The sequence below is a fragment of the Gemmatimonadales bacterium genome (genome assembly GCA_035502185.1).
Taxonomy (GTDB): domain Bacteria; phylum Gemmatimonadota; class Gemmatimonadetes; order Gemmatimonadales; family JACORV01; genus Fen-1245.
The window spans coordinates 21,401-44,370 of the sequence record DATJUT010000111.1 but is presented as its reverse complement, the minus strand read 5'-3'; the positions used below and the strand labels follow the sequence as shown (position 1 = coordinate 44,370).

30 protein-coding genes are annotated in these 22,970 nt (G+C 73.0%); 28 read left to right on the top strand and 2 right to left on the bottom strand.

From position 1 onward, the window contains the following. Positions 1–238: 238 nt before the first annotated feature. From VMF70_14930 to VMF70_14820, 23 genes are all read left to right on the top strand, one after another. On the top strand, positions 239–889 hold the full coding sequence (locus VMF70_14930; GenBank protein ID HTT69317.1) for a dihydrofolate reductase family protein: 651 nt from the start codon (positions 239–241) through the stop codon (positions 887–889). Beyond that, complete coding sequence (locus tag VMF70_14925) at positions 886–1,539, top strand: cysteine hydrolase family protein (protein ID HTT69316.1); 654 nt, start codon at positions 886–888, stop codon at positions 1,537–1,539. The genes VMF70_14930 and VMF70_14925 overlap by 4 nt, the downstream gene beginning before the upstream one ends. Beyond that, entirely contained in the window at positions 1,536–1,922 is a 387-nt protein-coding gene (locus VMF70_14920; GenBank protein ID HTT69315.1) for a hypothetical protein, read from the top strand. Before VMF70_14925 ends, VMF70_14920 begins: the two co-directional genes overlap by 4 nt. Positions 1,923–2,193: 271 nt before the next feature. Then, on the top strand, positions 2,194–2,760 hold the full coding sequence (locus VMF70_14915) for a hypothetical protein (protein HTT69314.1): 567 nt from the start codon (positions 2,194–2,196) through the stop codon (positions 2,758–2,760). Positions 2,761–2,852: 92 nt separating this feature from the next. Then, entirely contained in the window at positions 2,853–3,299 is a 447-nt protein-coding gene (locus tag VMF70_14910; protein HTT69313.1) for an isoprenylcysteine carboxylmethyltransferase family protein, read from the top strand. A 35-nt stretch (positions 3,300–3,334) separates the two neighbouring features. Beyond that, entirely contained in the window at positions 3,335–3,655 is a 321-nt protein-coding gene (locus tag VMF70_14905; GenBank protein HTT69312.1) for an antibiotic biosynthesis monooxygenase, read from the top strand. A 54-nt stretch (positions 3,656–3,709) separates the two neighbouring features. After that, a complete protein-coding gene (locus VMF70_14900; GenBank protein HTT69311.1) occupies positions 3,710–4,198 on the top strand; it encodes a hypothetical protein in 489 nt (162 codons plus the stop codon). 142 nt (positions 4,199–4,340) lie between these two features. Beyond that, positions 4,341–4,766: a DUF3795 domain-containing protein gene (locus VMF70_14895; GenBank protein HTT69310.1), complete on the top strand. Its 426-nt coding sequence runs from the start codon at positions 4,341–4,343 to the stop codon at positions 4,764–4,766. A gap of 191 nt (positions 4,767–4,957) precedes the next feature. After that, positions 4,958–5,374: a hypothetical protein gene (locus VMF70_14890; protein ID HTT69309.1), complete on the top strand. Its 417-nt coding sequence runs from the start codon at positions 4,958–4,960 to the stop codon at positions 5,372–5,374. After that, entirely contained in the window at positions 5,371–5,784 is a 414-nt protein-coding gene (locus VMF70_14885) for a DUF1801 domain-containing protein (protein ID HTT69308.1), read from the top strand. Before VMF70_14890 ends, VMF70_14885 begins: the two co-directional genes overlap by 4 nt. Before the next feature lie 35 nt (positions 5,785–5,819). Continuing rightward, positions 5,820–6,179: a GIY-YIG nuclease family protein gene (locus VMF70_14880; GenBank protein HTT69307.1), complete on the top strand. Its 360-nt coding sequence runs from the start codon at positions 5,820–5,822 to the stop codon at positions 6,177–6,179. Between the two features lie 185 nt (positions 6,180–6,364). Next, a complete protein-coding gene (locus VMF70_14875; protein ID HTT69306.1) occupies positions 6,365–6,571 on the top strand; it encodes a hypothetical protein in 207 nt (68 codons plus the stop codon). Position 6,572: 1 nt separating this feature from the next. Beyond that, positions 6,573–7,088 carry a carboxypeptidase-like regulatory domain-containing protein gene (locus VMF70_14870; GenBank protein HTT69305.1) on the top strand — a complete coding sequence of 172 codons (516 nt, stop codon included), beginning with the start codon at positions 6,573–6,575 and terminating at the stop codon, positions 7,086–7,088. A gap of 69 nt (positions 7,089–7,157) precedes the next feature. After that, positions 7,158–7,502: a hypothetical protein gene (locus VMF70_14865; GenBank protein HTT69304.1), complete on the top strand. Its 345-nt coding sequence runs from the start codon at positions 7,158–7,160 to the stop codon at positions 7,500–7,502. Positions 7,503–7,715: 213 nt separating this feature from the next. After that, positions 7,716–7,883 (top strand): hypothetical protein, encoded by a 168-nt coding sequence (locus VMF70_14860; GenBank protein HTT69303.1) that lies wholly within the window; start codon positions 7,716–7,718, stop codon positions 7,881–7,883. A 91-nt stretch (positions 7,884–7,974) separates the two neighbouring features. Further along, the gene (locus VMF70_14855) at positions 7,975–8,475 is read left to right on the top strand and encodes a YbhB/YbcL family Raf kinase inhibitor-like protein (GenBank protein HTT69302.1); all 501 of its coding nucleotides are present in this window, start codon (positions 7,975–7,977) and stop codon (positions 8,473–8,475) included. Between the two features lie 84 nt (positions 8,476–8,559). Continuing rightward, positions 8,560–8,937 (top strand): hypothetical protein, encoded by a 378-nt coding sequence (locus VMF70_14850; protein ID HTT69301.1) that lies wholly within the window; start codon positions 8,560–8,562, stop codon positions 8,935–8,937. Beyond that, the gene (locus VMF70_14845; protein HTT69300.1) at positions 8,934–9,446 is read left to right on the top strand and encodes a DUF2127 domain-containing protein; all 513 of its coding nucleotides are present in this window, start codon (positions 8,934–8,936) and stop codon (positions 9,444–9,446) included. The genes VMF70_14850 and VMF70_14845 overlap by 4 nt, the downstream gene beginning before the upstream one ends. 49 nt (positions 9,447–9,495) lie before the next feature. Then, entirely contained in the window at positions 9,496–9,843 is a 348-nt protein-coding gene (locus VMF70_14840; GenBank protein HTT69299.1) for a hypothetical protein, read from the top strand. Between the two features lie 30 nt (positions 9,844–9,873). Beyond that, positions 9,874–10,044, top strand: a complete 171-nt coding sequence (locus VMF70_14835) for a hypothetical protein (protein HTT69298.1) — start codon at positions 9,874–9,876, stop codon at positions 10,042–10,044. Between the two features lie 31 nt (positions 10,045–10,075). Further along, positions 10,076–10,426 (top strand): SdpI family protein, encoded by a 351-nt coding sequence (locus VMF70_14830; GenBank protein HTT69297.1) that lies wholly within the window; start codon positions 10,076–10,078, stop codon positions 10,424–10,426. Further along, positions 10,423–12,675, top strand: a complete 2,253-nt coding sequence (locus VMF70_14825; GenBank protein HTT69296.1) for a right-handed parallel beta-helix repeat-containing protein — start codon at positions 10,423–10,425, stop codon at positions 12,673–12,675. The genes VMF70_14830 and VMF70_14825 overlap by 4 nt, the downstream gene beginning before the upstream one ends. A gap of 6 nt (positions 12,676–12,681) precedes the next feature. Continuing rightward, a complete protein-coding gene (locus VMF70_14820) occupies positions 12,682–13,143 on the top strand; it encodes an SAM-dependent methyltransferase (GenBank protein ID HTT69295.1) in 462 nt (153 codons plus the stop codon). 180 nt (positions 13,144–13,323) lie between these two features. On the opposite strand, the gene VMF70_14815 is transcribed toward VMF70_14820, so the two are convergent. Then, positions 13,324–15,657 (bottom strand): DPP IV N-terminal domain-containing protein, encoded by a 2,334-nt coding sequence (locus VMF70_14815; protein ID HTT69294.1) that lies wholly within the window; start codon positions 15,655–15,657, stop codon positions 13,324–13,326. A 219-nt stretch (positions 15,658–15,876) separates the two neighbouring features. Between VMF70_14815 and VMF70_14810 the strand changes: the two genes are divergently transcribed. Continuing rightward, positions 15,877–16,293: a thioesterase family protein gene (locus VMF70_14810; protein HTT69293.1), complete on the top strand. Its 417-nt coding sequence runs from the start codon at positions 15,877–15,879 to the stop codon at positions 16,291–16,293. Between the two features lie 85 nt (positions 16,294–16,378). Continuing rightward, positions 16,379–19,591: a carboxypeptidase-like regulatory domain-containing protein gene (locus VMF70_14805; GenBank protein HTT69292.1), complete on the top strand. Its 3,213-nt coding sequence runs from the start codon at positions 16,379–16,381 to the stop codon at positions 19,589–19,591. Positions 19,592–19,645: 54 nt separating this feature from the next. Here the strand turns inward: VMF70_14805 and VMF70_14800 are convergent, their stop codons facing one another. After that, positions 19,646–20,293, bottom strand: coding sequence for a YceI family protein (locus tag VMF70_14800; GenBank protein HTT69291.1), 648 nt, complete (start codon positions 20,291–20,293; stop codon positions 19,646–19,648). Between the two features lie 87 nt (positions 20,294–20,380). On the opposite strand from VMF70_14800, the gene VMF70_14795 reads away from it, so the two are divergent. The 3 genes from VMF70_14795 to VMF70_14785 all read left to right on the top strand — a co-directional run bounded on the left by VMF70_14795 (position 20,381) and on the right by VMF70_14785 (position 22,900). Next, on the top strand, positions 20,381–21,721 hold the full coding sequence (locus tag VMF70_14795; protein ID HTT69290.1) for a DEAD/DEAH box helicase: 1,341 nt from the start codon (positions 20,381–20,383) through the stop codon (positions 21,719–21,721). A 73-nt stretch (positions 21,722–21,794) separates the two neighbouring features. Then, complete coding sequence (locus tag VMF70_14790) at positions 21,795–22,031, top strand: hypothetical protein (GenBank protein ID HTT69289.1); 237 nt, start codon at positions 21,795–21,797, stop codon at positions 22,029–22,031. A gap of 74 nt (positions 22,032–22,105) precedes the next feature. Next, a complete protein-coding gene (locus VMF70_14785; GenBank protein HTT69288.1) occupies positions 22,106–22,900 on the top strand; it encodes an SDR family oxidoreductase in 795 nt (264 codons plus the stop codon). Positions 22,901–22,970: the final 70 nt, after the last annotated feature.

The following is a 22,970-nucleotide window of genomic DNA, read 5'->3' as shown; positions in this document are numbered from 1 at the left end:
CGCGACGACGTGGTATGCGAGTCGACTGCAGGAAGCGTCCCGACGCCCCCGCGCGGACGAGATGCGCGCGATCTTCGCCGGCCTGGGCCTGGAGGGTGATTTCTGGGATCCGCAGTCAGACAGCTTCGGCGGCCCCACGTGCGTCGAAGCCACGAAGCAGCTTTAGGATGGAGAACGTGACCGGCATCGGCGGGCTGTGGCAGCGCGAGGGACGGGACGCGGGCGCGAGGTCCGCCTCGTGACGAGAGTGCGCGTCCACAGCTTCGCGATGTCCCTCGACGGCTTCGGCGCCGGGCCCGACCAGGACCTGGCCAATCCGCTCGGCGCGGGCGGCCCCCTGCTCATGGACTGGTTCTTCCACACACGCACATGGCAGGCGATGAACGGCAATCCGACCGGCGGCGAGACGGGGCTCGACAACGACGTGGCGGGGCAGGGGTTCGCCGGCATCGGGGCCTGGATACTCGGCCGGAACATGTTCGGCCCGGTTCGGGGGCCGTGGCCGGACGACAGCTGGAAGGGCTGGTGGGGCGACGAGCCGCCGTACCACACGCCCGTCTTCGTCCTGACCCATCACCCTCGGCCTCCGTTGCGCATGACGGGCGGCACCGAGTTCCGGTTCGTGACCGACGGCATCCACGCCGCCCTGCGGCAGGCGACCGAGGCGGCGGGCGGAGGCGACGTCCGCGTGGGCGGCGGCGTCGCCACGATCCGGCAGTATCTGGCCGCCGCGCTCCTCGACGAGCTTCACCTGGCCATCCGTCCGGTCCTGCTCGGTGCCGGGGAGGCTCTGCTCGCGGGCATGAACCTGCCGGCGCTGGGCTACGAGTGCGCCAGCCACGTCGCCGGCGAGCGCGCCCTGCACGTGTTCCTGCGCAGGCGCGGATGACCGCCCCCCGGGTGCCCGATGCGGTGGACGCCGGGCACACGGGCGGTCCGGCCAGCGATGGAGATGCGGTCCTGCGCCTGGTCAATCCCACGCTGCTGCTCATCGATCTCCAGAAGGCCGTGGACGACCCGAGCTGGGGCGCCCGCAACAACCTCGCCGCCGAGCGCACGATCACTCGTCTGCTGCAAGCGTGGCGCGCCCGGGACCTGCCGCGCATCCACGTGCGGCACGACTCGCCCGAGCCGGCGTCCACGTACCGTCCCGGCCAGGTCGGCCACGAGTTCAAGGCGGAGGCCGCCCCCGTCCCGGGCGAGGTCGTGCTCGCCAAGCGCACCAACAGCGCGTTCATCGGCACGGATCTCGAGGCACGCCTGCGCTCAGCCGGAGCCCGGACGCTGGTGGTCGCCGGCGTCAGCACGAGCAACTCCGTGGAGGCGACGGTGCGGATGGCCGGGAACCTGGGGTTCGAGGTCTTCCTGGTGGCGGACGCCTGCTTCACCTTCGCCAGGCGAGACTGGAGCGGACGGCTCCGGACGGCGGATGAGGTGCACGACATGTCGCTCGCGAACCTGGACGGCGAGTACTGCACGGTCGTCGACGCGGAGGCGGTTCTCGCGGCCCTCGGCGGGGTGGTGAGGCCGGCACAGTGAGGGAGCCGTCGAGCTTTCGCCCGGTCGTGCGGCGCATCTTCCTGGTCGTCGCAGTGCTGCTCCTGGTGGTGCTGGCCTGGGGGGTGATCTCGGGCGCGATCCAGCAGATTCCCCGGTCCCGCACGCTTGGCCAGCGAGTCGAGACCGCCGTGCAGGTCGCGGGCGGGCTTCTGAGCCTGGCGACCGTGCTCACGTCGTTCCGGTGGCGCAGCTGGGGCCGCCCGGTCAGAGCCGCCTGGGCCGGCTCGCTGGCGACGGCGGCCGGCCTCTCGTCGCTCGTCTGGGGTCCCCCGATGGTGATGGTCGGACTGGCCTTCGCGGCGGGGACGCTGCTCGCGGCGCTCGGCATCATCTGGCTGCTCGGTGCCGGCCTCGCGGAGTGACGGGCCCCGGCTCGGCGCGCGGCGGCTCGGGCGCGCGATCCTCCTGCGACGCCGTGGCGACCGTCCGTTCCGGGCGGAAGCGGGCCCGACGGCGGCCAGCGCCATCGGCCCGCCGGCCATACCTGCGCCAGGGCGCGATCGGCGGCCCGCCCTAACGCTCGCGTGACGCGGTGCACCTAGGATGTCGCGTGGCCGCGCGAGCGTCCGGCGCCGCCCGCCGCCGAAGGAGGGGGGCTGGTGCGCTCGACGGGTGACGCCACGGGAGGGTAGGATGCGGCACCTGGCTCCGATGGCCCTCGCGATGCTCCAGGCGTGTGCGAGCAGCCCGCCGATGTGGACCCCGGCCGCCCGCACCACGGTCGCGTCGTGCGCCGCCCCCGGCGCGCCGGCCGCGCCGTCGTGGCAGCTGGTGACGGCGGACGGATTCACGTTCTGCGTGCCGGCCGACTGGCGGTCGGCGGACGGGCGCACGTGGCACAGCGCAGACGGGTCGGTCACCTGGGGCACCGGAATACCGGGGCCGCGCGACGTGGTGACCGGATCCGTGATCGTCCTGGTCCCGGTGGGTGGGACCGGGGCGATGCCTTCGCCGTCCGCCATGCAGTCAGCGGCGAACGCTCAGATGCGCGAGCGCTGCTCGAACGACCGGTTCGCGGAGAAGGTGGGCGGGCGATCGGCCACGCTGTTCGACAACGAGTGCGGCGGCCGGCACAACACCGGGGCACAGTGGGGGGCGCCGGCCGTGTACTTTCGAGGGGAGGCCGGGGACGCAGCTACTGCGTCGCTCCAGCTGCAGGTGTACCGGTCCACCCGGTTCGTATCGGCCACCGGGCCTTAGGCGCCCGGCGCTCTACCACGTCACGGGAGGCTGCCACGGCCGTCATCGTCCGCGCCATCACCTATGCCACGCTGTTCGTCGGCTTCGTCCTGGTGTTCCTGCCCGCGCGGGTCCTGCGCTGGTCGGGCATCGTGGGTCCCGTGCCGGGCGGGGTGCTCGGGGTCGCCGGCGTCGTCGCGGGCGCGGCCGGAGCCGGCCTGGCCGTCTGGTGCGTGCTCACCTTCGCGCTCGTCGGGAAGGGAACGCCCGCGCCGTTCGATCCGCCCCGCCGGCTCGTGGCCCGCGGTCCCTACGGCGTGGTGCGGAATCCCATGTACGTCGGGGCCGGGCTCGCCCTGGCCGGGGCCGCCCTCGTGTACCGGTCGGTCGCGCTGCTCGGCTTCGCGGCGGCGTTCCTGGTGGTGTGCCACCTGTTCGTGCTGGTGTACGAGGAACCGACGCTGCGGCGGATGTTCGGGGGCGAGTACCAGGACTACTGCAACCGGGTGGGCCGGTGGTGGCCGCGGCGGTTCGCGCGGCGCGCCGTGGGTGCCGGCTGACCGGCGGTGCGGCGGCGGGCACTGTGAGGCCACCCGTGGATCGGCAGGTGCACGTGTGGGAGTTCCAGGTTCGCCCGGGGCGCGAGGTCGAGTTCGAGCGGCACTACGGGCCCGACGGCTCGTGGGCGCGGTTGTTCCGGTCCGCGGAGGGCTATGGCGGCACCGTGCTGCTGCGCGACCTCGAGCGGCCCGGGCGTTACCTCACGCTCGATCACTGGGAGAGCGAGCGCGCCTACCGGGCCTTTCGGGCGGCGCGCGAGCAGGAGTACGCGGCGCTCGACGCGGCCTGCGAGGCATTGACCCTCACCGAGCGGGCGATCGGCCGGTTCGAGGTCGTTGCGCCGCCGGCTACCTGAGCGACGAGCAGCACGCTGCTCAGTGAAGTCACCGCGAATGGCACGGAGGCCCGGATGCAGAAGGAATGGCTGTGGGGACCCGGCCGGATCGCTCCCGAGCACAAGGGACTGCCCAAGCGCGACTACCTCGAGCGGCTCGCCTCGGTCAGAGCGAGCTACCTGCACAAGCTCCTGGCGGACCTCGAGCCGGCCGACGTGCCGTACGTCTGCCGGATCGAGAAGGCCAGGTTCTCGCTGCTGGCGGAGCTGGACCAGGTGACGGAAGAGGAATTCGCGCGCCCGCAGGAGGACGTGCCCGCGTGCCGCGACTGCCCCAACGAGGCGGCCTGTGAGGCCAGCGGGGTCTGCGACGGCTGGTCGCTGGCGGACTTCGCGGCGCATCTCCTGACGCACGAGGAGAAGAACGTCGATCCCGACGTCAACGAGACGCTGCAGCACATGGCCGAGCACGAGGAAACACACCTGCACCAGATCGAGAGCATCGTCCGGCGGCTCCGGCGCCGGCGGACGGCGTTCCCGGCACCGGGGGGAATCCGGAACTGAGCCGCAGCGGCTCCGCCCTGACGCTGGACTGACGGGGGAGGTATACGTTGGGCGGCAGCGCGGCCGGCCGGGGGGGGGCAGCGCGCCAGGCGCGTCCAGCCGCGCGCCGACCGGAGCCGGGTCGCGAGGAGGGTGAGGCGCGATGATCTCGGCCTGCGGAGTCATGTGCTCGGAGTGCCCGGCGTACCACGCCGCCGAGAAGGGCGTGGCCTATCAGCGGCGGATCGCGGCGGCGTGGCGCCGGATCTACGGGCTGAAGGAGCCGGCTGCCAACATCTCGTGCGGCGGCTGCCTGGGGCCGGAGCGCGACCTGTTCCACACCAGCCGGCGCTGCAAGGCTCGCCGCTGCTGCGTCCGCAACGGATTCGGCAGCTGCGGCGAGTGCCCGATGGAGGCGTGCGCGGACCTGGAGCACGCGCAGGCCGTGTGGGACGGCGTGCCGGAAATCGGGGCGAAGCTGTCGGCCGCGGACTTCGCCAGATACGCGCGCGGCTACTGCGGGCATCGCGAGCGCCTGGGGGCAGCCAGGCCCCTGCGCCCGACCGGCCGCGCCCAGCCGCCCCGGTAGAGGCGCGGGAACCGCCGGCGCGGCGCATCGAGCTTCGGCACGTCGTTGGCCACGATGGAGGGATCGGCGGGGTGGCGCGGGGCCGGAGCCGCGCAAGCGCCGCCGGCCTCGCCGCCATCCCGCCCTCTGCTTGCGCCCATCGGGCCGGGCGGCAATAATCGCACCCGGCGTCTCCCTCGCAGGAGTCGGCGATGAACTCGTGGCCGATGCGCGTCCTGGTCGTCGGTGTCGTCCTGCTGGTCGTCGCGGCCCTCGTGGTCGTGATCGCCGCGGTTCCGCCGGCTGGGGCGGACACGTTCCCGCTCGCGACGCCGGAGGGCGCGGTTCGCGGGCTGTGGGGCAACGCGCTGCTCAACGTCTCCGCCGCGGCCGCGGCACTGGCCGCCTCCCGCGTGGAGCCGGTCCGCGTCTCGCTGCGCCGCGCGCTCGTGGCCGTGGCGGGCGTGGCCGCGCTGTTGCTCGCGGCACACCTGATCACCACGGCCGCCACGCTGCATCGGCACGGGCCGGCCCTGCGCGGCGCCGTCGCGGCGCTGCGGGCGTGCGCGGGGTGCGACCTCGCGGGCGGCATCGCCCTGCTCGCCGCCGCACTCGGGCGGCGTCGGTGAGCGCCGGACGGGGTGCATCGTCCCGGAGCGGCGCCGGGAACGCGCCGGCGCAGGTGCGCGCCTACTTCGCGAAGCTGCCGCCCGACGCGCGGCGTCGCCTCCGCGCACTGCGCCAGGCGATCCGGTCGGCGGCGCCCCGGGCGGTGGAGGCCTACAGCTACGGGATTCCCGCCTTCCGGCTCGACGGGCGGATCCTGGTGTGGTACGCCGCCTTTGCGCGCCACTGCAGCCTCTACCCGATGACCGCCGCCATCCGGCGCGCCCACGCAGCCGCCCTGAAGGGGTACGAGACGTCGAAGGGCACGATTCGATTCCCGCTCGAGCAGCCGCTGCCATCGGGACTGGTGACGCGACTCGTCAAGGCGCGTGTCGCCGCGCAACGTGCGGCCGCGGGGCGCCGGGGGCGCTGAGGCGTCCGGGCGCCGACCGTGCGCGCCGCTCCACCATGACGGTCGACCGGAAGGCCCTCAGCCGCCGGTACAAGGACACGCCGCGCCCGATGGGCGTCGGCGTGGTCCGCAACCTCACCAACGGCAGGGTGCTGCTCGTCTCGAGCCGGGACCTGCCCTCGATGCTGAACCGGCAGCGCGCACAGCTGAGCCTCGACGCGCACGCCAATCGCGCCCTGCAGCAGGACTGGAACGCCCTCGGCCCGGCGAGCTTCGCGTTCGAGGTGCTGGACACGCTCGAGCCGGCCGACACGCCCGACTACGACCCCGCGGAGGATCTGGAGGCCCTGAAGGCCCTGTGGATGGAGAAGCTCTCGCCGTTCGAGCCGGACGGCTATCACCCCCGCCCGGCATGAGCGCCGCTCCTACGGTCGCGCCATCGGCGACGAGGAGCCGACGCTGCGCCGCCGCTTTGGCGCGTCCTTCGACACGTACGCCGGGGGGGGTCGCCGGATCCCCGGCCGGAGAGCAGGTGTTCCGGCGGCCCGCCCGGCGGGCGACCGGGCGGGCGGCGCGTTAGATACCAGTGGGAGGTGGCGACGTGAGCACGGGCGTGAAAGCGTACCTGGCGTGCACTGGCGTCCTGTTCGGGCTGTTGGCCGCGTGGCATGTCGTGGAGCTGGTGGCCGGCCTGCGGAAGCCGGAGTCGGACCCGGGGTTCGTCGTCGGCGTCGCCCTCATCATCCTGGCGAGCGGGGCGTTGAGCGTCTGGGCGTTCCGCCTGCTGGCGGTGAAGCACGGGGACTAGAATGCTGGACCGCGTGCCGCCGGCCGTCGCGCGGCTGGGCCCTGCCGTCGCGCTCGCCCTCGTGCTCGCCGGCTGCCTCCCGATTCACTGGCGAGAGCCGCTCTCGCCGGCGGTGGTCGGCGTCGTGCGCGACGAGACGGGCGAGCCGGTGGCCGGCGTCCGGGTGGGCGTCGCAACCGGGTACGGCGGCTCGTCCTGCGAGCGGCCCGCGGTCGAGGCGACCACCGACTCGGCCGGTGCGTTCCGGCTCCCGGCCACCGAGCGCCGGCACGGGTTCGTGGTGCTGCTGCCGTTCGACGCGGCCTTCCGCCCGTACGGTTTCTGCGCCGGCGACGCGGATTCGCTGCGCCTGGTGTACCGCGGCGAGCGCACCTGGTGGGGCAGGCAGGCGGAATCGGTGGTGTGCATCCGGGAGGATGGTCCCGAGCTCCCGCTGGTGCGCTGCTACGGCTACTACGTCCGGGACGGGAGCGGCCGGCGGCGCGTGGACTCCACGGCCGCGGAGCACGCCCGGTAGGCGGCGCCGAGTGCGACGGAACTCGGGCCGGCCCGCGTCACGACCTGACCCGCGTCGAGGAGGTAACTCATGCGCTGCTCCATCCTTCGAGTTTCGCTGACGGTCCTGTGCCTCGCAGCCCTGGCGGCGGGAGCCGCCACGGCCCAGAACCCGCCGCCGGCGCCGCCCCGCAACGACTCCGCGCTGGCCGCGATGCCGGCGGAGCTCCAGACCGTCGTGCCGCTGTTCTCCCGGATGATGGCCGCGATGCTGCAGGGAACCCTGGCCGTCCTGGCGCGCCCGGAGACCGCGGAGCAGCTCGCCACGTTCGACCGGAACTACCTGGATGCGCTGCAGCACCACGGATTCACGCGCGACGAGGCGCTGCGGATCGTGGCGAGCGTGGGCCTGCCGTTGCCCGGCGCTCCGAAGTAAGCGCGGCCGCGGGCGGCGCCGCGGGTGCGGTGAATGCGGGTCCCCTGCGGCGGGGGCGGGTGCGCTCTGGCGGGCGCCCCGGCCGCGGTGCATATCTGACCCCGGCGGCGGGCGGAGGGCGCACCCGGTGGGGCGCGTCAGGCTGGATGGCCGCGTGACCACGCCCGGTCCGGCCGGCTTGCGTGAACCCTTGTCGAGAAGGAGAGCCTCGCCATGAAGATGAACAAGAACATCGGCATGGTCCTGCTGGCCATCTGGCTCATCGTGCACGGGCTGCTGGTCCTGACCAACTTCACGTTCTCGGGGCTCAGCACCATCATGGCGATCGTCGCGATCGCCGCGGGCCTGCTGATCTGGTTCTGGGACAAGTCCGCCGCCTGAGGGAGCGCGCATCCTGCAGGCTCCTGAGGCCGACCGCGGCCGCTCGGCAGGGCAGTCCCTGCGGGCGGCCGCTGGCGGCTGAGGCCCTGACGTGACGACGATCGCGGAGGTGATCATGGCGCTGGTGCTGACGAGCGGCGCCTTCACGGGAGGCGGCGCCATCCCCGCCCGGCACGGCTGCGACGGCGCGAACCTGTCGCCGGCGCTGGCGTGGAGCGGCGCGCCGGCGGGCACGGTCGCGTTCGCGCTGATCGTGGACGATCCCGACGCTCCGGCCGGCACCTGGGTGCACTGGGTGCTGTTCAATCTCCCCGGCACGCTCGCGGCGCTGCCGGAGGGCGTCCCCGGGAACGAGCGGCTGCCGGCGCTGGGTGGCGCGCTCCAGGGGCGGAACGACTTCCACCGGGTCGGGTATGGCGGACCGTGCCCGCCGCCTGGCCGCGCTCACCACTACTACTTCCGGTTGTACGCGCTGAACGCGGCCCTTTCGCTCGCGGCCGGCGCCTCCCGGCAGGAGGTGGACCGCGCGATGCACGGCCACGTCCTGACGGAGACGACCCTCATGGGCACGTACGCGCGCCAGGCGCACTGAACGGCGACACGTCTTAGCTTCCCTCCGAACCACGCGCGGAACCCCTGACGCGGATCCGGAACCCGCGTGGGCACTGGAGCCCCGATGAGACTCGTGTCCGCCCTGCTCGACGCCCTGCTGGTGCTGCTGCTGCTCGTCACGGCCTACCTCGGCCTCACGGGTGGACTGCCGTTGCTGCGCGAAGCGCACACGGCCGGCCAGTGGGCGGCGACGGCCACGGAGATCGGGTACGGCGTCGTGGCGGTGCTGGTGCTGGTGGCCTGGGCGTCGCGGCATCCGTGGCACGGACGGCTGCTGCTGGTCTGGGCGCTGGCGCTCACGGTGACGGGCGCGCTGGCGCCGGTGGTGTGGGCCCGGACGTCCCTGGCGACGGGGGCGGTCTCGGGAGCGGGCGTCGGGGCCGTGCTGGCGCTGCTGCTGTGGGGCCGCCGGCGCGCGCGCTCCCGCGTGTCCGCGCCGTGACGCCAGCGCCGGCCGACGCCGGGAGCACGGGGGCGGGGGCGGACCGGGCCCGCGTGCTGCGCGCGATCGCCTACTACAAGTTCGTCAAGGCCGCGCTGCTGGTGGCCGCCGGCCTGGGCGCCCTCAAGCTGCTCCAGCCGAGAATGGCGATCGTGCTGGGCAGCTGGGCCTCGGATCTCGGCGCGACCCGCGTGCACCGCATCGTGGTCCGGCTCGTCTCCTGGCTCGGCGGCGTGCACCCCCGCCGGCTGGAGGCCATCGCCATCGGCGCGTTCCTGTTCGCCGCGCTGTTCCTCACGGAGGGCGTCGGCCTGTGGCTGGGCAGGCGGTGGGCGCAGTACCTGACGGTGATCGCCACCACGCTGCTCGTGCCGCCCGAGGTGTTCCAGCTGGTGCGCCACGCGACGCTGCCGCGCGCGGCGGTGCTGGTCCTGAACCTGGCGGTCGTGGCGCTGCTGGTGCAGCACCTGCGGCGCCACGGGGCCCGCGGCGGCGGTCCGGCCGTGTGAGATCCGGGCAGGCGCGGCCGCGGTGCGATGCGGCGCGGAGGGTCGCCCGATGGTGACGGTCCCGGTCTTTCTGCTCGGCGCGGTGGCGGTCATCGGTGCCGGCGCCGCCGCGGTGGCGATCGCCGAGTTGGCGCTCGGCCGGCCGCGCGCGGTGCTCGAGGAGCGACGGCGAGCGGAGCTGCGCCGGCGGGCGCCGCTGGAGCGGGGGGCGGCGCGGGAGCTGCGCGAGCGGTTGCTGCGGGACCTCGCGCGCCAGGCGGCGGTGCGCCGCGACCTGGAGCGCGACCGTTCGGCCGGTGCCGGGCAGGCCGCGCTGCTGCGCGACATCGAGCGCGCCGAGCAAGCGACGCGCGCCGAGATCGCGCAGGTCGAGCTGTGGATGGGCGCCGGCGGGTAGGCGACTGAACCCAAACGGCAGGGGACCAAGATGCGTGCGACGTCATCCCGGTCGCGCGACGCGGCCAAGGTCGGCATCGGCTTCGGCACGGCGCTGGCGATCACGATTTCCTGGACGGCGAACAAGTCCATCCTGTGGGTGATCCTGCACGGGATCCTGGGCTGGATCTACGTGGTCTACTACCTGATCCGGTACTACTGAGCCATGGCGGTCGGGCCGTGGGAGCCGTGCCGTGCGGCCTGAGGACGTCTTCGTCGTCATCGCGATCCTGTCCATCGCGGTGGGGCTTCCGCTCGCCGACCGCCGCGTGCCGCCGAACCGCTGGTACGGGGTGCGGGTGCGGGCCACGTTCGCCGACGAGCACATCTGGTACGAGGCGAACGCGCAGGCCGGGCGTGATCTCACCCTGCTCGGCGTGGTGACCCTGGTGCTCGCGCTCGCGCTGCGCGTGATGCTGCCGCGGGGTCAGTACGCGGCGGTGTGCGGCGTCGTGTTCGTCGTGGGATCGCTGATCTCGGTGGCGCGGAGCCTCAGCCTGGCGAGCCGCCTGTGGCGGGAGCGGCACGGCGGGAGTGCGCCGTGACCCGATCCGGGCTCGCGGCGGCGGCGCTCGCCGTGGCGGCGGCCGCCGGTCCGTCCGGTGCCGCCGCGCAGCGCCCACCGCCCACCGTCGTGCTCCGTCCCGGACTCGTGATCACGCAGTCGGTGCGCATCGCGCCCGGGACTTACCGTCTGGCCGCGCCCGCCTCGCTCGATTCGGCGCTGGTGACGATCCGGGGTGACGACGTCACCGTGGACTTCGCCGGCGCGCGGCTGGAGGGCCTGGCGCCGGAGGCGGACCCGGACCTCGCGCAGGGCGTGGCCATCCGGGTGGAGGGCGGGCGCCACGTACGGCTCCGGCACGCGACCATTCGCGGCTACCGGGTCGGGATCCTGGCGCGCGGGACGCGGGACCTCGCGCTGGAGGACGTGGACGCGAGCTATGGCTGGAAGCCGCGGCTGTTCAGCCTGGTGGAGCACGAGAGCCTGGTGGACTGGCAGTCGTACCACCACAACGAGCACGACGAGTGGCTGCGGTGGGGCGCCGCGTTCTACCTGGCGGACGTGCGGGGCGGCTCGGTGCGGGGGTGCCACGCGGTGCAGGGCGCGAACGGGCTGATGCTGGTGCGCACGGACAGCCTGGAGATCGTGGACGACGACTTCTCGTTCAACTCCGGGACCGGGATCGCGCTGTATCGCGCGAGCTGGAACCGCGTCGTGCACAACCGGATCGACTTCGACATGCGTGGCTACAGCCACAGGTTCTACCGCCGCGGGCAGGATTCGGCGGGCCTGCTGATGTACGAGCAGAGCTCGCACAACGTCGTGGCCTGGAACTCCGTCACCCACGGGGGCGACGGCGTGTTCCTGTGGGCCGGCCAGAGCACGATGGACGGCGGCGAGGGCGGCGCGAACGACAACCTGTTTTTCGGGAACGACTTCAGCTGGGCCGCCGCGAACGGGATCGAGGCCACGTTCGCCCGGAACGCGTTCATCGCCAACCGGTCGAACGGGAGCGAGTACGGCGTGTGGGGCGGGTACAGCCACGGATCCACGATCGTCGGCAACGACCTCTCGGGGAACCGGATCGGCGTCGCCATCGAGCACGGGCAGGACGACACCATCGCGTGGAACCGGATCGCGGACGGCACGACGGGCGTGAGCCTGTGGGCCGATTCGGTGACGGACACGAGCTGGGGCTATCCGAAGCACCGGGACGTGCGGAGCCGCGACTACCGCATCTCGAACAACCTGTTCCGTCGGCTGCGGGTGGGGCTGCGCGCGCGCCAGACCCGGGGCCTGGTGGTGGCGTGGAACCGGTGGTGGAGCGTGGACAGCGCGACGGTGTTGAGCGGCACGGACGGCGTCCAGTCGTCCGAGGATGCCGCGGCGCTGGAGGAGACGACGGACAGCGGTGTGCCCCGGCTCCGCGCCGAGCATGCGGGCCTCGCACCCACGGCGGCGCCCGGGGACTCGACGGTGCCCGCCTCGCCGCTGGCCGCGCGCGACCGCTCCGCGATCGTGGTGGACGCGTGGGGAGCGTACGACTGGCGCTCGCCCAAGCTGTGGCCCGCGGACAGCACCCGCGAGGTGCCGCTCCGGCTCGTGACGCTGGGTCCGCCGGGGCGGTGGCGGGTGGTGGCCCGGCGCGGCGTGGCGGTGCTCTCCCGGACGGCGGGACGGATCGGCGACACGATCGCCGTGACGCCGGCACGGGAGCCGGGCGCCGACTGGGAGGTGGTGCTGGAGTATCGCGGAGCGGCCACGGTCTCGCCGCGCGGGACGCCGCGGGCGGCGGGCGTGCCGTACCGGTTCTCGTTCGGTCGCTTCGAGCCGGCGCAGGACTGGACGATGCGGTTCTTCGCCTGGAGCGACGGCAGCGACCCGCGCGCCAGGCCGGACGCATTCGCAGCGCTGCTCGCGGGGAAGCCCTTGCTCGAGCGCCGGGCGCCGCGCCTCGACTTCGAGTGGTACCGCCCGCAGATCGAGTCGCTGCCGCAGGAGCGCTTTGCGCTGGAGGCGACGTCGACGGTGACGCTGCCGCGGGGCGCGTACACCCTGCGCACCATCAGCGACGACGCGGTGCGGGTGTGGGTGGACGGCAAGCTCGCGCTGGACGACTGGGCACCGCACGAGTCGGTGGTGGACCACACGCTCCTCGCCGGCGGCCGGCACGAGCTTCAGGTGGAGTACTATCAAGTGGATGGATGGGTGGAGCTCCGGGTGGAGTTCGTTCGCGGCGTCGAATCGTCGAGCGGGACTGCAGGATCACCCCTCACCTCTCACACTTGAGCCCCCATGCCCCCGGTGCCCCTCACCCCAGTAGCCTACGTCCGCAGCCCCCGTCGGGATCTCACCGACGACGCGTGGGGCACCGTGAAGGCCCGCGTGGAGCTGGCCGAGGGTTTCGAGGCCGACTCCCTGGACGGCATCGAAGCCTTCTCGCACGCCGAGATCATCTTCGTGTTCGACCGGGTTCCGGAGTCGGCGGTGGTCCGGGGCGCGCGGCACCCGCGCGGCAACCTCGCATGGCCGCGGGTCGGGATCTTCGCCCAGCGGGGCAAGGACCGCCCCAACCGGCTCGGCAGCACGATCGTCGAGATCGGGAAGCGGGAGGGGAAGGTGCTCGAGGTGATCGGGCTCGACGCGGTGGACGGGACGCTGGTCGTAGACATCAAGCCGGTGTTCAAGGAGTTCCTGCCGAGAACGCCGGTGAAGCAGCCGTCCTGGGCATCGGAGCTGATGGCGAGATACTGGTGAGAGGCAAGGACGTGAGAGGTGAGAGGTTCAAGTGAGGCGTGAGAGGTGAGAAGCGAGAGGCGTGAGAGGCCGCGACCCGACCTCTCACGCTTCACCGCCTCTCACCGCTCACTCACGCCTCTCACTTCTCACTTTCACTTCTCACCTCTCACAATGCTCACCTCTCACGATAGTCACCTCTCACCGTCGGGGCGGCCGTAGCTCGTACCCCGCCGGCGGCTCGGCTCCCAGGAGATTCCGCACGAAGTAGTCCCACCGCCGCCGCACCATGTACGGCTCGGCCCCGAAGCCGTGGCGCCGGTTGGGCAGCAGCAGCAGGTCGAAGTCCTTGTTCGCCTTGATCAGCGCGTCCACCACCAGCAGCGTGTTGTACGGCGGCACGTTGTCGTCGGTGGTGCCGTGCGCCAGCAGCAGCCTGCCCTTGAGGTTCCCCGCCTGCAGCTGGTTGGCCTGGTTGTCGTAGTCGGTCGTGCCGTTCGGCCCCGTCGTCAGCAGGCCCTGCCACTTCTCGCCCCAGTCGTCCTCGTACTCCCGGTTGTCGTGATTGCCGGCCTCGGAGACCCCGACCTTGAAGAAGTCCGGGTAGCGGAACATGGCGTCGGCGGCCGCGAACCCGCCGCCCGAGTGGCCGTAGATCCCGGCGCGGTCGAGGTCGATCCACGGGTAGCGCCGCGCCAGCTGCTGCATCCCGGCGACCTGGTCCGGCAGGCCGTTGTCGCCCATGTCCCCGTAGTAGGCGGCCATGAACGAGTGCGAGCGCATCGGCGTGCCCATCGCGTCGAGCTGCACGACGACGAACCCCAGCTCGGCCAGGGCCTGGCAGTCGCCGCGCGCCGCCACGAAGCTGCGCGTCCCCACGCTCCCCGTCTGCGGGCCCGGGTACACGTTGTTGACGATCGGGTAACGGCGGGTCGAGTCGAAGCTCGTCGGGCGGTACATCAGCCCGTAGAGGTCGGTCCTGCCGTCGCGCGCCTTCACGGTGAAGGGGATCGGCGGCCGCCACCCGATCGCCACGAGGCGCGAGACGTCCGCGACCTGGAGGGTGAGCACGAGCCTCCCGGCGGCGTCGCGCAGCACGACCGTCGGCGGCACGTCGGGCTTCGACCAGGTGTCCACGAACCAGCGGCCGTCGGGCGCGAGCGTGACGTCGTGGTCCGCGTCCTCGGGCGTCAGCAGCTGGAGATGCGTGCCGTCCATCCGCTCCGAGTAGAGGCGACGGAAGTACGGGTCGCCCGGCTCGCGGCCCGCCGCGGTGAACCAGATGGTGCGGCTGGCCTCGTCCACCCGGAGGACCTGGAGCACCTTCCAGGCGCCGCTGTCGATCTGCGCCTTCAGCCGGCCGGTGGCCAGGTCGTAGAGGTACAGGTGGCCCCAGTCGCTCCGCTCGGAGTACCACAGCACCTCGCCCGTGGCCCACAGCGGCTGCCAGTTCACGTGGTTGAAGCCCGACTCGAAGAAGTCCTTGACCTGCTCCGCGAACACCTCGCGGACCTGGCCGGTCGCGGCGTCCGCCACCCGGACCTTCTCGTCGCGGTGGTCGCGCGACGTGGACACGAACGCCAGCCGCGACGCGTCCGGGCTCCAGTACACGTCGGCCCAGGCGCCGCCCGGACCGAAACCGCAGGCCACGTGGTCGCAGAGCGTGGAGCGGTGCTGGTCGGCCGGCATCTGGAGCCGGACGACCTTCGGTCCCGCGAGGTCCACGACGACGCGCTGGATCGTGGTGATCACGCTGTCGCCGGGCAGCGGGTAGTGCCACGCCTGGAGCACGGGGTGACCGACGCGGGTCTCGACCAGGTACATGTCGCCCACGCCGCGCTCGTCCTGCTGGAAGGTGGCGATCTTCTTCGAGTCCGGGGACCACAGCAGGATCGGCCGGTCGCTGTGGATCCAGCCGGCGTTGTCGGTCGCGTAGCCGAAGTCCTTCACTCCGTCGGTGGTGAGCTGCGTCTCGCGGCCGCTGGCCAGGTCCTTCACCCACAGGTTCCAGTCGCGGATGAAGGCCGCCTTCGAGCTGTCGGGCGAGACCACCGAGTTCGCGGGCACCGCGCTCTCGGGCCGCCGCGCGGCGGTGCAGGTGTCGCCCGCCAGCGCGCAGGTGAACACGCGATTGCGCACCTCGAACGTGATGCTCTTGCCGTCCGCGGTGAACTCGAACCGCATGAAGGGCAGGTGGGTCGCGTCGTACGCGGTGTCGGCGGCGCGCGAGAGGGCCGCGGCGAGGCGGGCGTGGTCGAAGGCCCGCGCGCGGGTCTTCCGCGCCGGATCCACCAGGACGAACTCCGCGCCCTCGGGGATCGTGTTGCGGTACCAGAACCGGTCGCCGGCGAGCCACGCCGGCCGCACGGTCGCTCCGAGGACGAGCGGGGCGGCGTTGTAGCCGAGGAACTGCTCGGCCCGGGCGTAGTCCGCCGTGGTGAGCTGGCGCGCGGGCTGCTGCGCGCGGGCCGGCACGGCGAGGAGCGCGGCCACGGCGGCCAGCGCGGCGGCGAACGATGAGAAACGACGCGGCATGGGGTCCTCTGGCGAAAGACGGGAACGGGAAGCGGCCAATATTACCGGCGCGCCGCGGCCCGCGCCAACGAGGCCCCGGCCCATGGTGCCCACCGGCGGCGCGCTGCCCGGGGTGAACGGCGGCGCGGCGGGGTCCGCAGGCCGCGACCGCGCCGGACCTTGCCTCCCGGTGCGGGCCCGTGTCCATTGCGGGGCCCAGGCGAGGGAGCGGCGACGGCGGTGAGCATCGACCCCAAGGCGCGCTTCGCGCTGCCCATCGAGGTCCAGGCCGGCGACATCGACGTGCTCGGCCACGTCAACAACGTGACCTACGTCCGCTGGATCCAGGACGCGGCGGTCGCGCACTGGCGCGCGCTCGCGACGCCCGAGCAGCAGGCCGAGTGTGCCTGGGTGGTGGTGCGGCACGAGATCGACTACAAGCGGCCCGCCCGGCTGGGTGAGACCCTGGTCGCCGAGACCTGGGTGGGGTTGGCGGCCGGCCAGCAGTTCGAGCGCCACACGGAGATCGTGCGGGCCGACGACCGGAAGGTGATCGCGAGGGCCCGCACCCTGTGGTGCCCGATCGACCGAGTGACCGGGCGCCCCAAGCACGTCTCCGCCGAACTCCGTGCGCGTTTCTCGGTGATGGCGGAGTAGGGCAGCCGAGGTCCGCGGTCGGCAAGTGACGGTCGCCTAACGCCTCCGGCGCTATGTTGGAGCGAGCCCTGGAGGTGCTCGCCCGATGCGCACCTGCCGCGTGATCCGCCAACTGGCCCTTCTCCTCGCCGCCGCCTGTTGCGGCGCCCTCGTTCCGTCCAAGCCGGTTTCGGCCCAGAGCGTGCTCGGAGGCATCCGGGGCACGGTGATCGATTCGCTCGGCCCCGCGGCCGGCGTCCGCGTGTCCCTCGAGGGCTCGGCGTTCACGACGGTCACCGACGTCGGCGGCCGGTTCGCGTTGGACCACGTGCCGGCGGGCACGTACGTCGTGCGGGCCGAGCGGAGCCCGGCCGGGGAACAAACGGGCGAGGTCACGGCCGTGCGCGTCGCGGGCGACGCGACGGTCACCGTGGACGTTCGACTCGGGGAGCGCGGGGAAGTGGATGCGCGGGCCGAAGCCGAGGGCGGGCTGGCCACGAGCGCGCGCCGCAGCGGAGCGCAGCTCGCCGCGCTCCCGATCGACGATTCCCGGCAGGGCCTGGCGCTGATGCCGGGCGTCGAGGAGCGCGGCACCGAGCTGGGGATCGCCGCGTATCCGTCGCTCGAGATCCGGGGCAGCCCGGCGGACCAGACGGCGGTGTTCGTGGACGGGGCACCGGCGCGGTTCGAGACGTTCGGGACGTCGCTGCTGGCGCTGCCAGCGGGCGGCCTCTACGAGGCGTCCGTGGTCACGGGCGCGCCGGGCGCCTCCGTCGCCGAGGCGCGCGGCGCCACGGCCGCCTACGTGACGCGGGCCGGGGGGCCGCACTTCGAGGCGGGCCTCGCGGCCGGAACCGACGGGCCGTTTTCCCGGAACGCGACCGTGGGGTTCAACCACTTCGACGCCTTCGCGGGCGGTCCGGTGCCGCCGGTGGCCCACCTGACGTGGTTCGTCTCTGGCGCGCTGCTTGGCCAGTCGTCACAGTACCGCGGCCGCGGGGCCGACTCGGTGCCGACGTTCGCGCTCGCGGGCGTGGACACCGTCATGCCATACACGTTCGACAACCCCTCGAGCCCGGGTGGCGTCGACAGCGGGACCGCGGTGCTGCCGCGGTTCGCGCAGGCAAGTGGACGCTGCGGTCAACTGGGCAGCGCGAACAGTGCCACGGCGCAGCAGATCCACGGCAACTACGGGCTGGCCTGCCAGGGCCTGCGGCAGAGCCTCGACTGGACCACGAGCCGTCGGGCGCAGGCGAAGCTGCTGTACACCTACGGCGACGGGTCGAGCGTGAGCCTGTCGGGTCTGGCGAGCGACCTCCAGCAGCGGGACCCGCCGGGCGCGGCGCTCGCGGACAACGCGCTGTACACCGGCACCCGGGCGCACTCGCTGCTCGCCGTGCTCAACTGGAGCCACCGCTTGCGGCCGCTGGGCGGCTCGCTGACGCTGCTCGGCAACCTCGCGTTCGGATGGGACGGCGCGCAGGGAGGGCCGCTGGACGTCGCGTCCGAGGCGGCGACGACGGATCCCGCGATGGGGATCGAATTCTCGCCGCTGCGCTTCGCCGGACTCGAGGGGCTGCCGCTTCCGCTGACCGACGACGTCGTCCGGCAGATGCGGAACGGCACCTTCCGGCCGCCGTTCTACGGGCGCACCGACCTGGCGCCCTCCCAGCAGTTCCGCCTCAACCCCTACGGGGTGATGGGGGGCTGGCCGACGAGCGGGTTCGGCGGCGAGGCCACGGTCGCGTCGGAGTCGCGGGTCACCGGCCGGCTGGGCGCCGAGTGGCGGGCGACGCCCGCGCTGCTGGTCGCGGCGGGCGCCGATTACTCGCGCACCGACCTCTCGTTCTACGACGCGGCGATCGTCACCGGCCTCGCGTTCGACGGATTCCTCGCCCACCCGAGCCGGACCGGCCTGTTCGGGGAGGCGACGCTGGACGACGGGCCGTTCGTGCTCGACGTGGGCGCGCGCGCAGACCGGTACGTCACCGGCTCCGACTTCCCGAAGTACCCGGGCCGGATCTACTCCAACCCGGTCTGGAGTCAGGGCGACACCTCGTATGCCGCGCGCCTATCACGGACCTTCGACCCGGGGCGGACGCAGACCTTCGTGACGCCGAGGGTCCGGATCGGATTCCGGGCGGCGGAGCACACCTTCGCGCGCATCGGGGTGAGCCAGCAGGTGGAAGTGCCGCCGTACGCGATGCTGTTCGCGAACGTCAACACGGACCTGGCCGGCGCCGCGGGTGCAACCTCGTTCGGCCGCGACGTCAGCTACGTGACGTCCACCCTGATCGAGGGAGGGATCCACCACACGATCCGGACGGGGCTGTCGGTGGACATCTCGGCCTACACCAAGTCGAACGTGACGCCCTACGACTTCGCGGGCGAGTCGGTCTACGATCCGTACGTCGTCGGCCCGCCGAATCAGCCGAACGAGTCGCTGGTCCTGCTGGTGCCGAAGCTGGGCACGCGGGCCACCGGGGGCGAGCTGGTGCTCGAGTGGGGAGCCGGACGCCCGGTGAGCGGCCAACTGTCCTATTCGATCGAGCGCCTCCACCTGGTGATCGAGAACCTGGCGCCCGGCGAGGACGTCGTGGATCCGACCAATCACGTGATCGCGGGGACCCTGGTGCTGCGCGTCCCTGACGGCTGGCGGCCGCGGTCGGCCGTCGGCTCGGCAGCCCGGGGCCTGAGCGCCGCGATCACCGGCCGCCTCGCCAGCGGCGATCCATACACGCCGCTCCAGAACCAGGGCTCGGGCGTCGTGGCGCCCTACAATACGTTCGCGGGGAACCCGCAGGGCGAGCTGTTCAGCGCCAACCTGCCCTGGACCAAGGCGCTCGACCTCAGGGTGGCGAAGGCGGTCGAGGTGCGCGGCCGGCGCCTGTCGGTCTACGCGGAGGCGCGCAACCTGCTCGACCTCGACAACCTGGTGGGGCTGTTCGCGGAGACGGGCCAAGACGTGAACCCGCTGTTCCGCGCGGTGGTCGTCGCGCCGCAGGTGAACGGCCTGATGCAGGACGCGGGGGCGCTGTGGGTGCAGAAGCCGGTGACGGTGAACGGCGTCGCGCAGACGCTCTACGGGGTGGACCTGAGCGACTGCTCGAAGTACCCGCAGGGCTTCGGCGGCACGCGGGGCGCGGTGGACTGCATCGCGCTCCGGCGCGTGGAGGCCCGCTGGGGCAACGGCGACGAGTTCTACGACACCAACGAGATCAGCCGCGCCCTCACCGCCTGGTACGACAGCATGTACGGCACCTGGGCGTTCCACGGCCCGGCGCGCACGGCCCGGATCGGCATCGAGCTGGAGTTCTAGGCCCGGGGAGGCGAGCGCGCGGCGGGCGCCGTGCGCTCCCTCGATGTCCGGCCGCTACCCGGCGAAGGCCGGATCGCGCACGAAGTTGAACTGAAACTCCAGGTTGATCTCGTCCTCGATGCTGAGCAGGATCGGCACGCGGGGCTGGGTCATGCCGAAGTCCTCGAACGTCACCCGCGTCTGCGCGGTGCCCGCAAAGCCGCCGTCCTTCGCCACGGCGGTCACCAGCCACGTGGTCGGCTTGGTCACGCCGTGCACCGTCAGGTCTCCCACCAGCTCGAACGTGAAGCTGCCGGTGTCCGGCATCGGCGAGCGCATGCGGAGAAAGTCGGTGGGCACCAGCGTCGCGGTCGGAAACCGGTCGGTCTCCAGGGTGCGGTGCTGGACGTAGCGGTCGCGCATGTCGCGGTCGCTCTTCAGCGTGGTCAGGTTCACCGTGATCTTCGAGTCCTTCGCGACCGGCTTGCCGTCGGCCCCGACGACGATCGCGCCGCCGATGTCGCGCGTCGTGCCGATGGCGTCGTTGGGGAAGTCGAACGAGGCCAGCCGCTCGCGCACGCGCCAGCGGGCCTCGTTGCCGGAGGGGGCGAGCACGAGGCGGAACGGGGCGCCGGCCCGGGCGGGGGCCGGCCGGGCAGCCCGCCGTGGCGCGGGAGCGATCAGGGCGAGCAGCGCGAACGCCGCGGGAGCGGTTCTGACCATCGGCCTGCCTTCAGATTGAGGGTGCTGGACTACGCGCGAGCGCCGCGGCGCGTTGGCGCCGGCCGGCTCGCCCGTCTACCTTGGTCCATGGCTTTCACCGGTTTCGGCCTCGACGCGACGCTGCTCAGGGCGATTCGCGAGCTCGGCTTCACCCGTCCTACCCCGATCCAGGCGCAGGCGATCCCCCCGGCGATGGAGGGGAAGGACGTCCTGGCCTGCGCGATGACGGGGAGCGGCAAGACCGCCGCGTTCCTGCTGCCCATTCTCCAGCACCTGCGCCTCAAGCCTCGAGGGGTGACGCGCGCGCTGGTGCTGGCTCCGACGCGCGAGCTGGCGGCGCAGATCCACGAGCACCTCGAGGAGCTGGCGGTGCACACGCCGGTGACCGGCGCGGCCGTGTTCGGCGGGGTCGGGATGGAGCCGCAGGAGCACGCGTTCCGGAGCGGGGTGGACGTGATCATCGCCACGCCGGGCCGGCTGCTGGACCATTTCTCGCGGCCGTACGCGAAGCTCGAGCGGCTCGAGTACCTGGTGATCGACGAGGCGGACCGGATGCTCGACATGGGCTTCCTGCCGGACATCCGCAAGGTGCTGCGCCACATCCCGACCCGGCGCCAGACGCTGTTCTTCAGCGCCACGCTGCCCCCGGAGATCGTGCGGCTGGCCGGCGAGCTGCTGCGCCACCCGGTGACGCTCAACCTCGAGCGGAAGGCGGCGCCCGCGGTCGGCATCACGCAGGCGGTGTACCCCGTGGCCCGCGAGCTGAAGTCGGCCCTGATCGTCGAGCTGGTGAAGCAGGGAGTCGTGCACGACGCCATCGTGTTCACCCGCACCAAGCACCGCGCCAACCGGCTCTCGGAGTTCCTCACGAAGCACGGCCTCACCAACGCGAAGATCCACGGGAACCGCAGCCAGAACCAGCGCACCGAAGCGCTGGCGGGCTTCAAGAGCGGGAAGGTGAAGCTGCTGGTCGCGACCGACATCGTGGCCCGCGGCATCGACGTGGAGGCGCTGGGCCACGTGGTGAACTTCGACGTCCCCAACTCGCCCGACGACTACATCCACCGGGTGGGCCGGACAGCGCGGGCGGAGACCACCGGCGACGCCTTCACGTTCGTGTCGCCGGACGAGGAGGCCGAGCTGGCGGCGATCGAGCGGGCGGTCGGCCGGCGGCTGCCGCGGGTGACGCTGCCCGGCTTCGATTACAGCCGCAAGCCGACCGAGCGGCTGGAGGTGCCGCTGGCCGAGCGGCTGGCGGCGCACCGCGCCCAGCGGGCGGTGGCGCGCAGCCGCGTGCTCGGCAGGGCGGCAGGCCCCGGCCGGCCGGCCGCGCCCTCCGGCCCGAAGCCGCCCGCGCCTGCCGGCCCGCCGGCCGCCGCGCCGCCGCCGGCGTCGCGACTGCGCCGCTACCACCGGCGCGGGAAGTGAGCGGGCCGCGCGTGGCCCCCGGCGTCCGGAGGTCGCAGGCGCGTGACCACGGCGGCGCGCGTAGATTGCACCCATGAGTGGCTACAAGGTCGAGCAGCACCGCATCACCCACCGCGGGCGCGGGTTCCACTTCGTGTCGTACGACGGTGCGCCGGGGAACCCGGCCCGGGATCTGCCGGCCACCGAGCCGACCTGGTACATGATGGGCGCGGGCAAGCGCTGGGCGGTCATGCCGCACCGGGTGGGCCAGGATCCCGTCGAGGTGGACCGCCTGTTCGTGGAGTGGCTCGACCGCCACGTCTTCGTCTAGAGCCGCCGCCGGGATGCGGGCCGTGGGCCCGCGGCGGCGTCCCCCCGGAACTCGGTCCAGCAGGTGCGGCGATGATGAACACCGGTCTCGCCGAACGCATCGTCCTGATCACCGGCGCAAACTCGGGCATCGGCGCGGCGACCGCGCTCGCCTTCGCGAGCCAGGGCGCCGCGGTGGCCGTCCACTATCTCGGCTCCGCGCCGGCGCCGCCGCCGCGGGTGAAGTACGAGCACGACGCGCCGGGCCGGCCGGCCGCCGACGCGCTGGTGCGCCGGATCGCGGACGCCGGCGGCCGCGCGGCGGCGTTCGCCGCCGACCTGATGGTGCCGGCGGCGATCCCCGCGCTGTTCGACCGGGTCACCGCCGATCTCGGCTCGGTCGAGATCCTGGTCAACAACGCCGCCCACTGCGAGACGCCGGACACGATCGGCTCGATCACCGCCGAGACGATCGACCGCCACTTCGCGGTCAACACCCGGGCCCCGGTGCTGCTCGTGGCGGAGTTCGCGCGCCGCTTCGACGTGCGCCGCGGAAGGGGCGGGCGGGTGATCAACGTCAGCACCGACTGGGCCCGCGCGTTCGCGGGGGAGATCGCCTACGGGGCGAGCAAGGCGGCGCTGGAGGCCTTCACCCGCAGCCTCGCCATGGAGCTCGGGCCGTCGGGCATCACGGTCAACGCCGTGGCCCCGGGCCCGGTGCAGACCGGCTACATCACGCCCGCGCTCGAGCGCGAGATCCTGCCCACGATCCCGCTGCGCCGCATCGGCAAGCCGGAGGACGTCGCGGCCGCCGTGGTCTTCCTCGCGTCGGAGCAGGCGGCGTGGATCACGGGCCAGGTCATCCAGGTCGCGGGCGGCCACGCGCTGTAGGCCCCGGCGCCGATACCCCCGAGCAGCACTAGGCAATGGCGCGCGGGAGCCGCCTAACGCCCGCGTGACG

Bases quoted from the DNA above. Each gene is read 5' to 3' on its own strand.
- VMF70_14925 (HTT69316.1), top strand. From the start codon at position 886: ATGACCGCCCCCCGGGTGCCCGATGCGGTGGACGCCGGGCACACGGGC.
- VMF70_14915 (HTT69314.1), top strand. From the start codon at position 2,194: ATGCGGCACCTGGCTCCGATGGCCCTCGCGATGCTCCAGGCGTGTGCG.
- VMF70_14900 (HTT69311.1), top strand. From the start codon at position 3,710: ATGCAGAAGGAATGGCTGTGGGGACCCGGCCGGATCGCTCCCGAGCAC.
- VMF70_14895 (HTT69310.1), top strand. From the start codon at position 4,341: ATGATCTCGGCCTGCGGAGTCATGTGCTCGGAGTGCCCGGCGTACCAC.
- VMF70_14890 (HTT69309.1), top strand. From the start codon at position 4,958: ATGAACTCGTGGCCGATGCGCGTCCTGGTCGTCGGTGTCGTCCTGCTG.
- VMF70_14880 (HTT69307.1), top strand. From the start codon at position 5,820: ATGACGGTCGACCGGAAGGCCCTCAGCCGCCGGTACAAGGACACGCCG.
- VMF70_14870 (HTT69305.1), top strand. From the start codon at position 6,573: ATGCTGGACCGCGTGCCGCCGGCCGTCGCGCGGCTGGGCCCTGCCGTC.
- VMF70_14865 (HTT69304.1), top strand. From the start codon at position 7,158: ATGCGCTGCTCCATCCTTCGAGTTTCGCTGACGGTCCTGTGCCTCGCA.
- VMF70_14860 (HTT69303.1), top strand. From the start codon at position 7,716: ATGAAGATGAACAAGAACATCGGCATGGTCCTGCTGGCCATCTGGCTC.
- VMF70_14850 (HTT69301.1), top strand. From the start codon at position 8,560: ATGAGACTCGTGTCCGCCCTGCTCGACGCCCTGCTGGTGCTGCTGCTG.
- VMF70_14840 (HTT69299.1), top strand. From the start codon at position 9,496: ATGGTGACGGTCCCGGTCTTTCTGCTCGGCGCGGTGGCGGTCATCGGT.
- VMF70_14835 (HTT69298.1), top strand. From the start codon at position 9,874: ATGCGTGCGACGTCATCCCGGTCGCGCGACGCGGCCAAGGTCGGCATC.
- VMF70_14820 (HTT69295.1), top strand. From the start codon at position 12,682: ATGCCCCCGGTGCCCCTCACCCCAGTAGCCTACGTCCGCAGCCCCCGT.
- VMF70_14815 (HTT69294.1), bottom strand. From the start codon at position 15,657: ATGCCGCGTCGTTTCTCATCGTTCGCCGCCGCGCTGGCCGCCGTGGCC.
- VMF70_14805 (HTT69292.1), top strand. From the start codon at position 16,379: ATGCGCACCTGCCGCGTGATCCGCCAACTGGCCCTTCTCCTCGCCGCC.
- VMF70_14800 (HTT69291.1), bottom strand. From the start codon at position 20,293: ATGGTCAGAACCGCTCCCGCGGCGTTCGCGCTGCTCGCCCTGATCGCT.
- VMF70_14795 (HTT69290.1), top strand. From the start codon at position 20,381: ATGGCTTTCACCGGTTTCGGCCTCGACGCGACGCTGCTCAGGGCGATT.
- VMF70_14790 (HTT69289.1), top strand. From the start codon at position 21,795: ATGAGTGGCTACAAGGTCGAGCAGCACCGCATCACCCACCGCGGGCGC.
- VMF70_14785 (HTT69288.1), top strand. From the start codon at position 22,106: ATGAACACCGGTCTCGCCGAACGCATCGTCCTGATCACCGGCGCAAAC.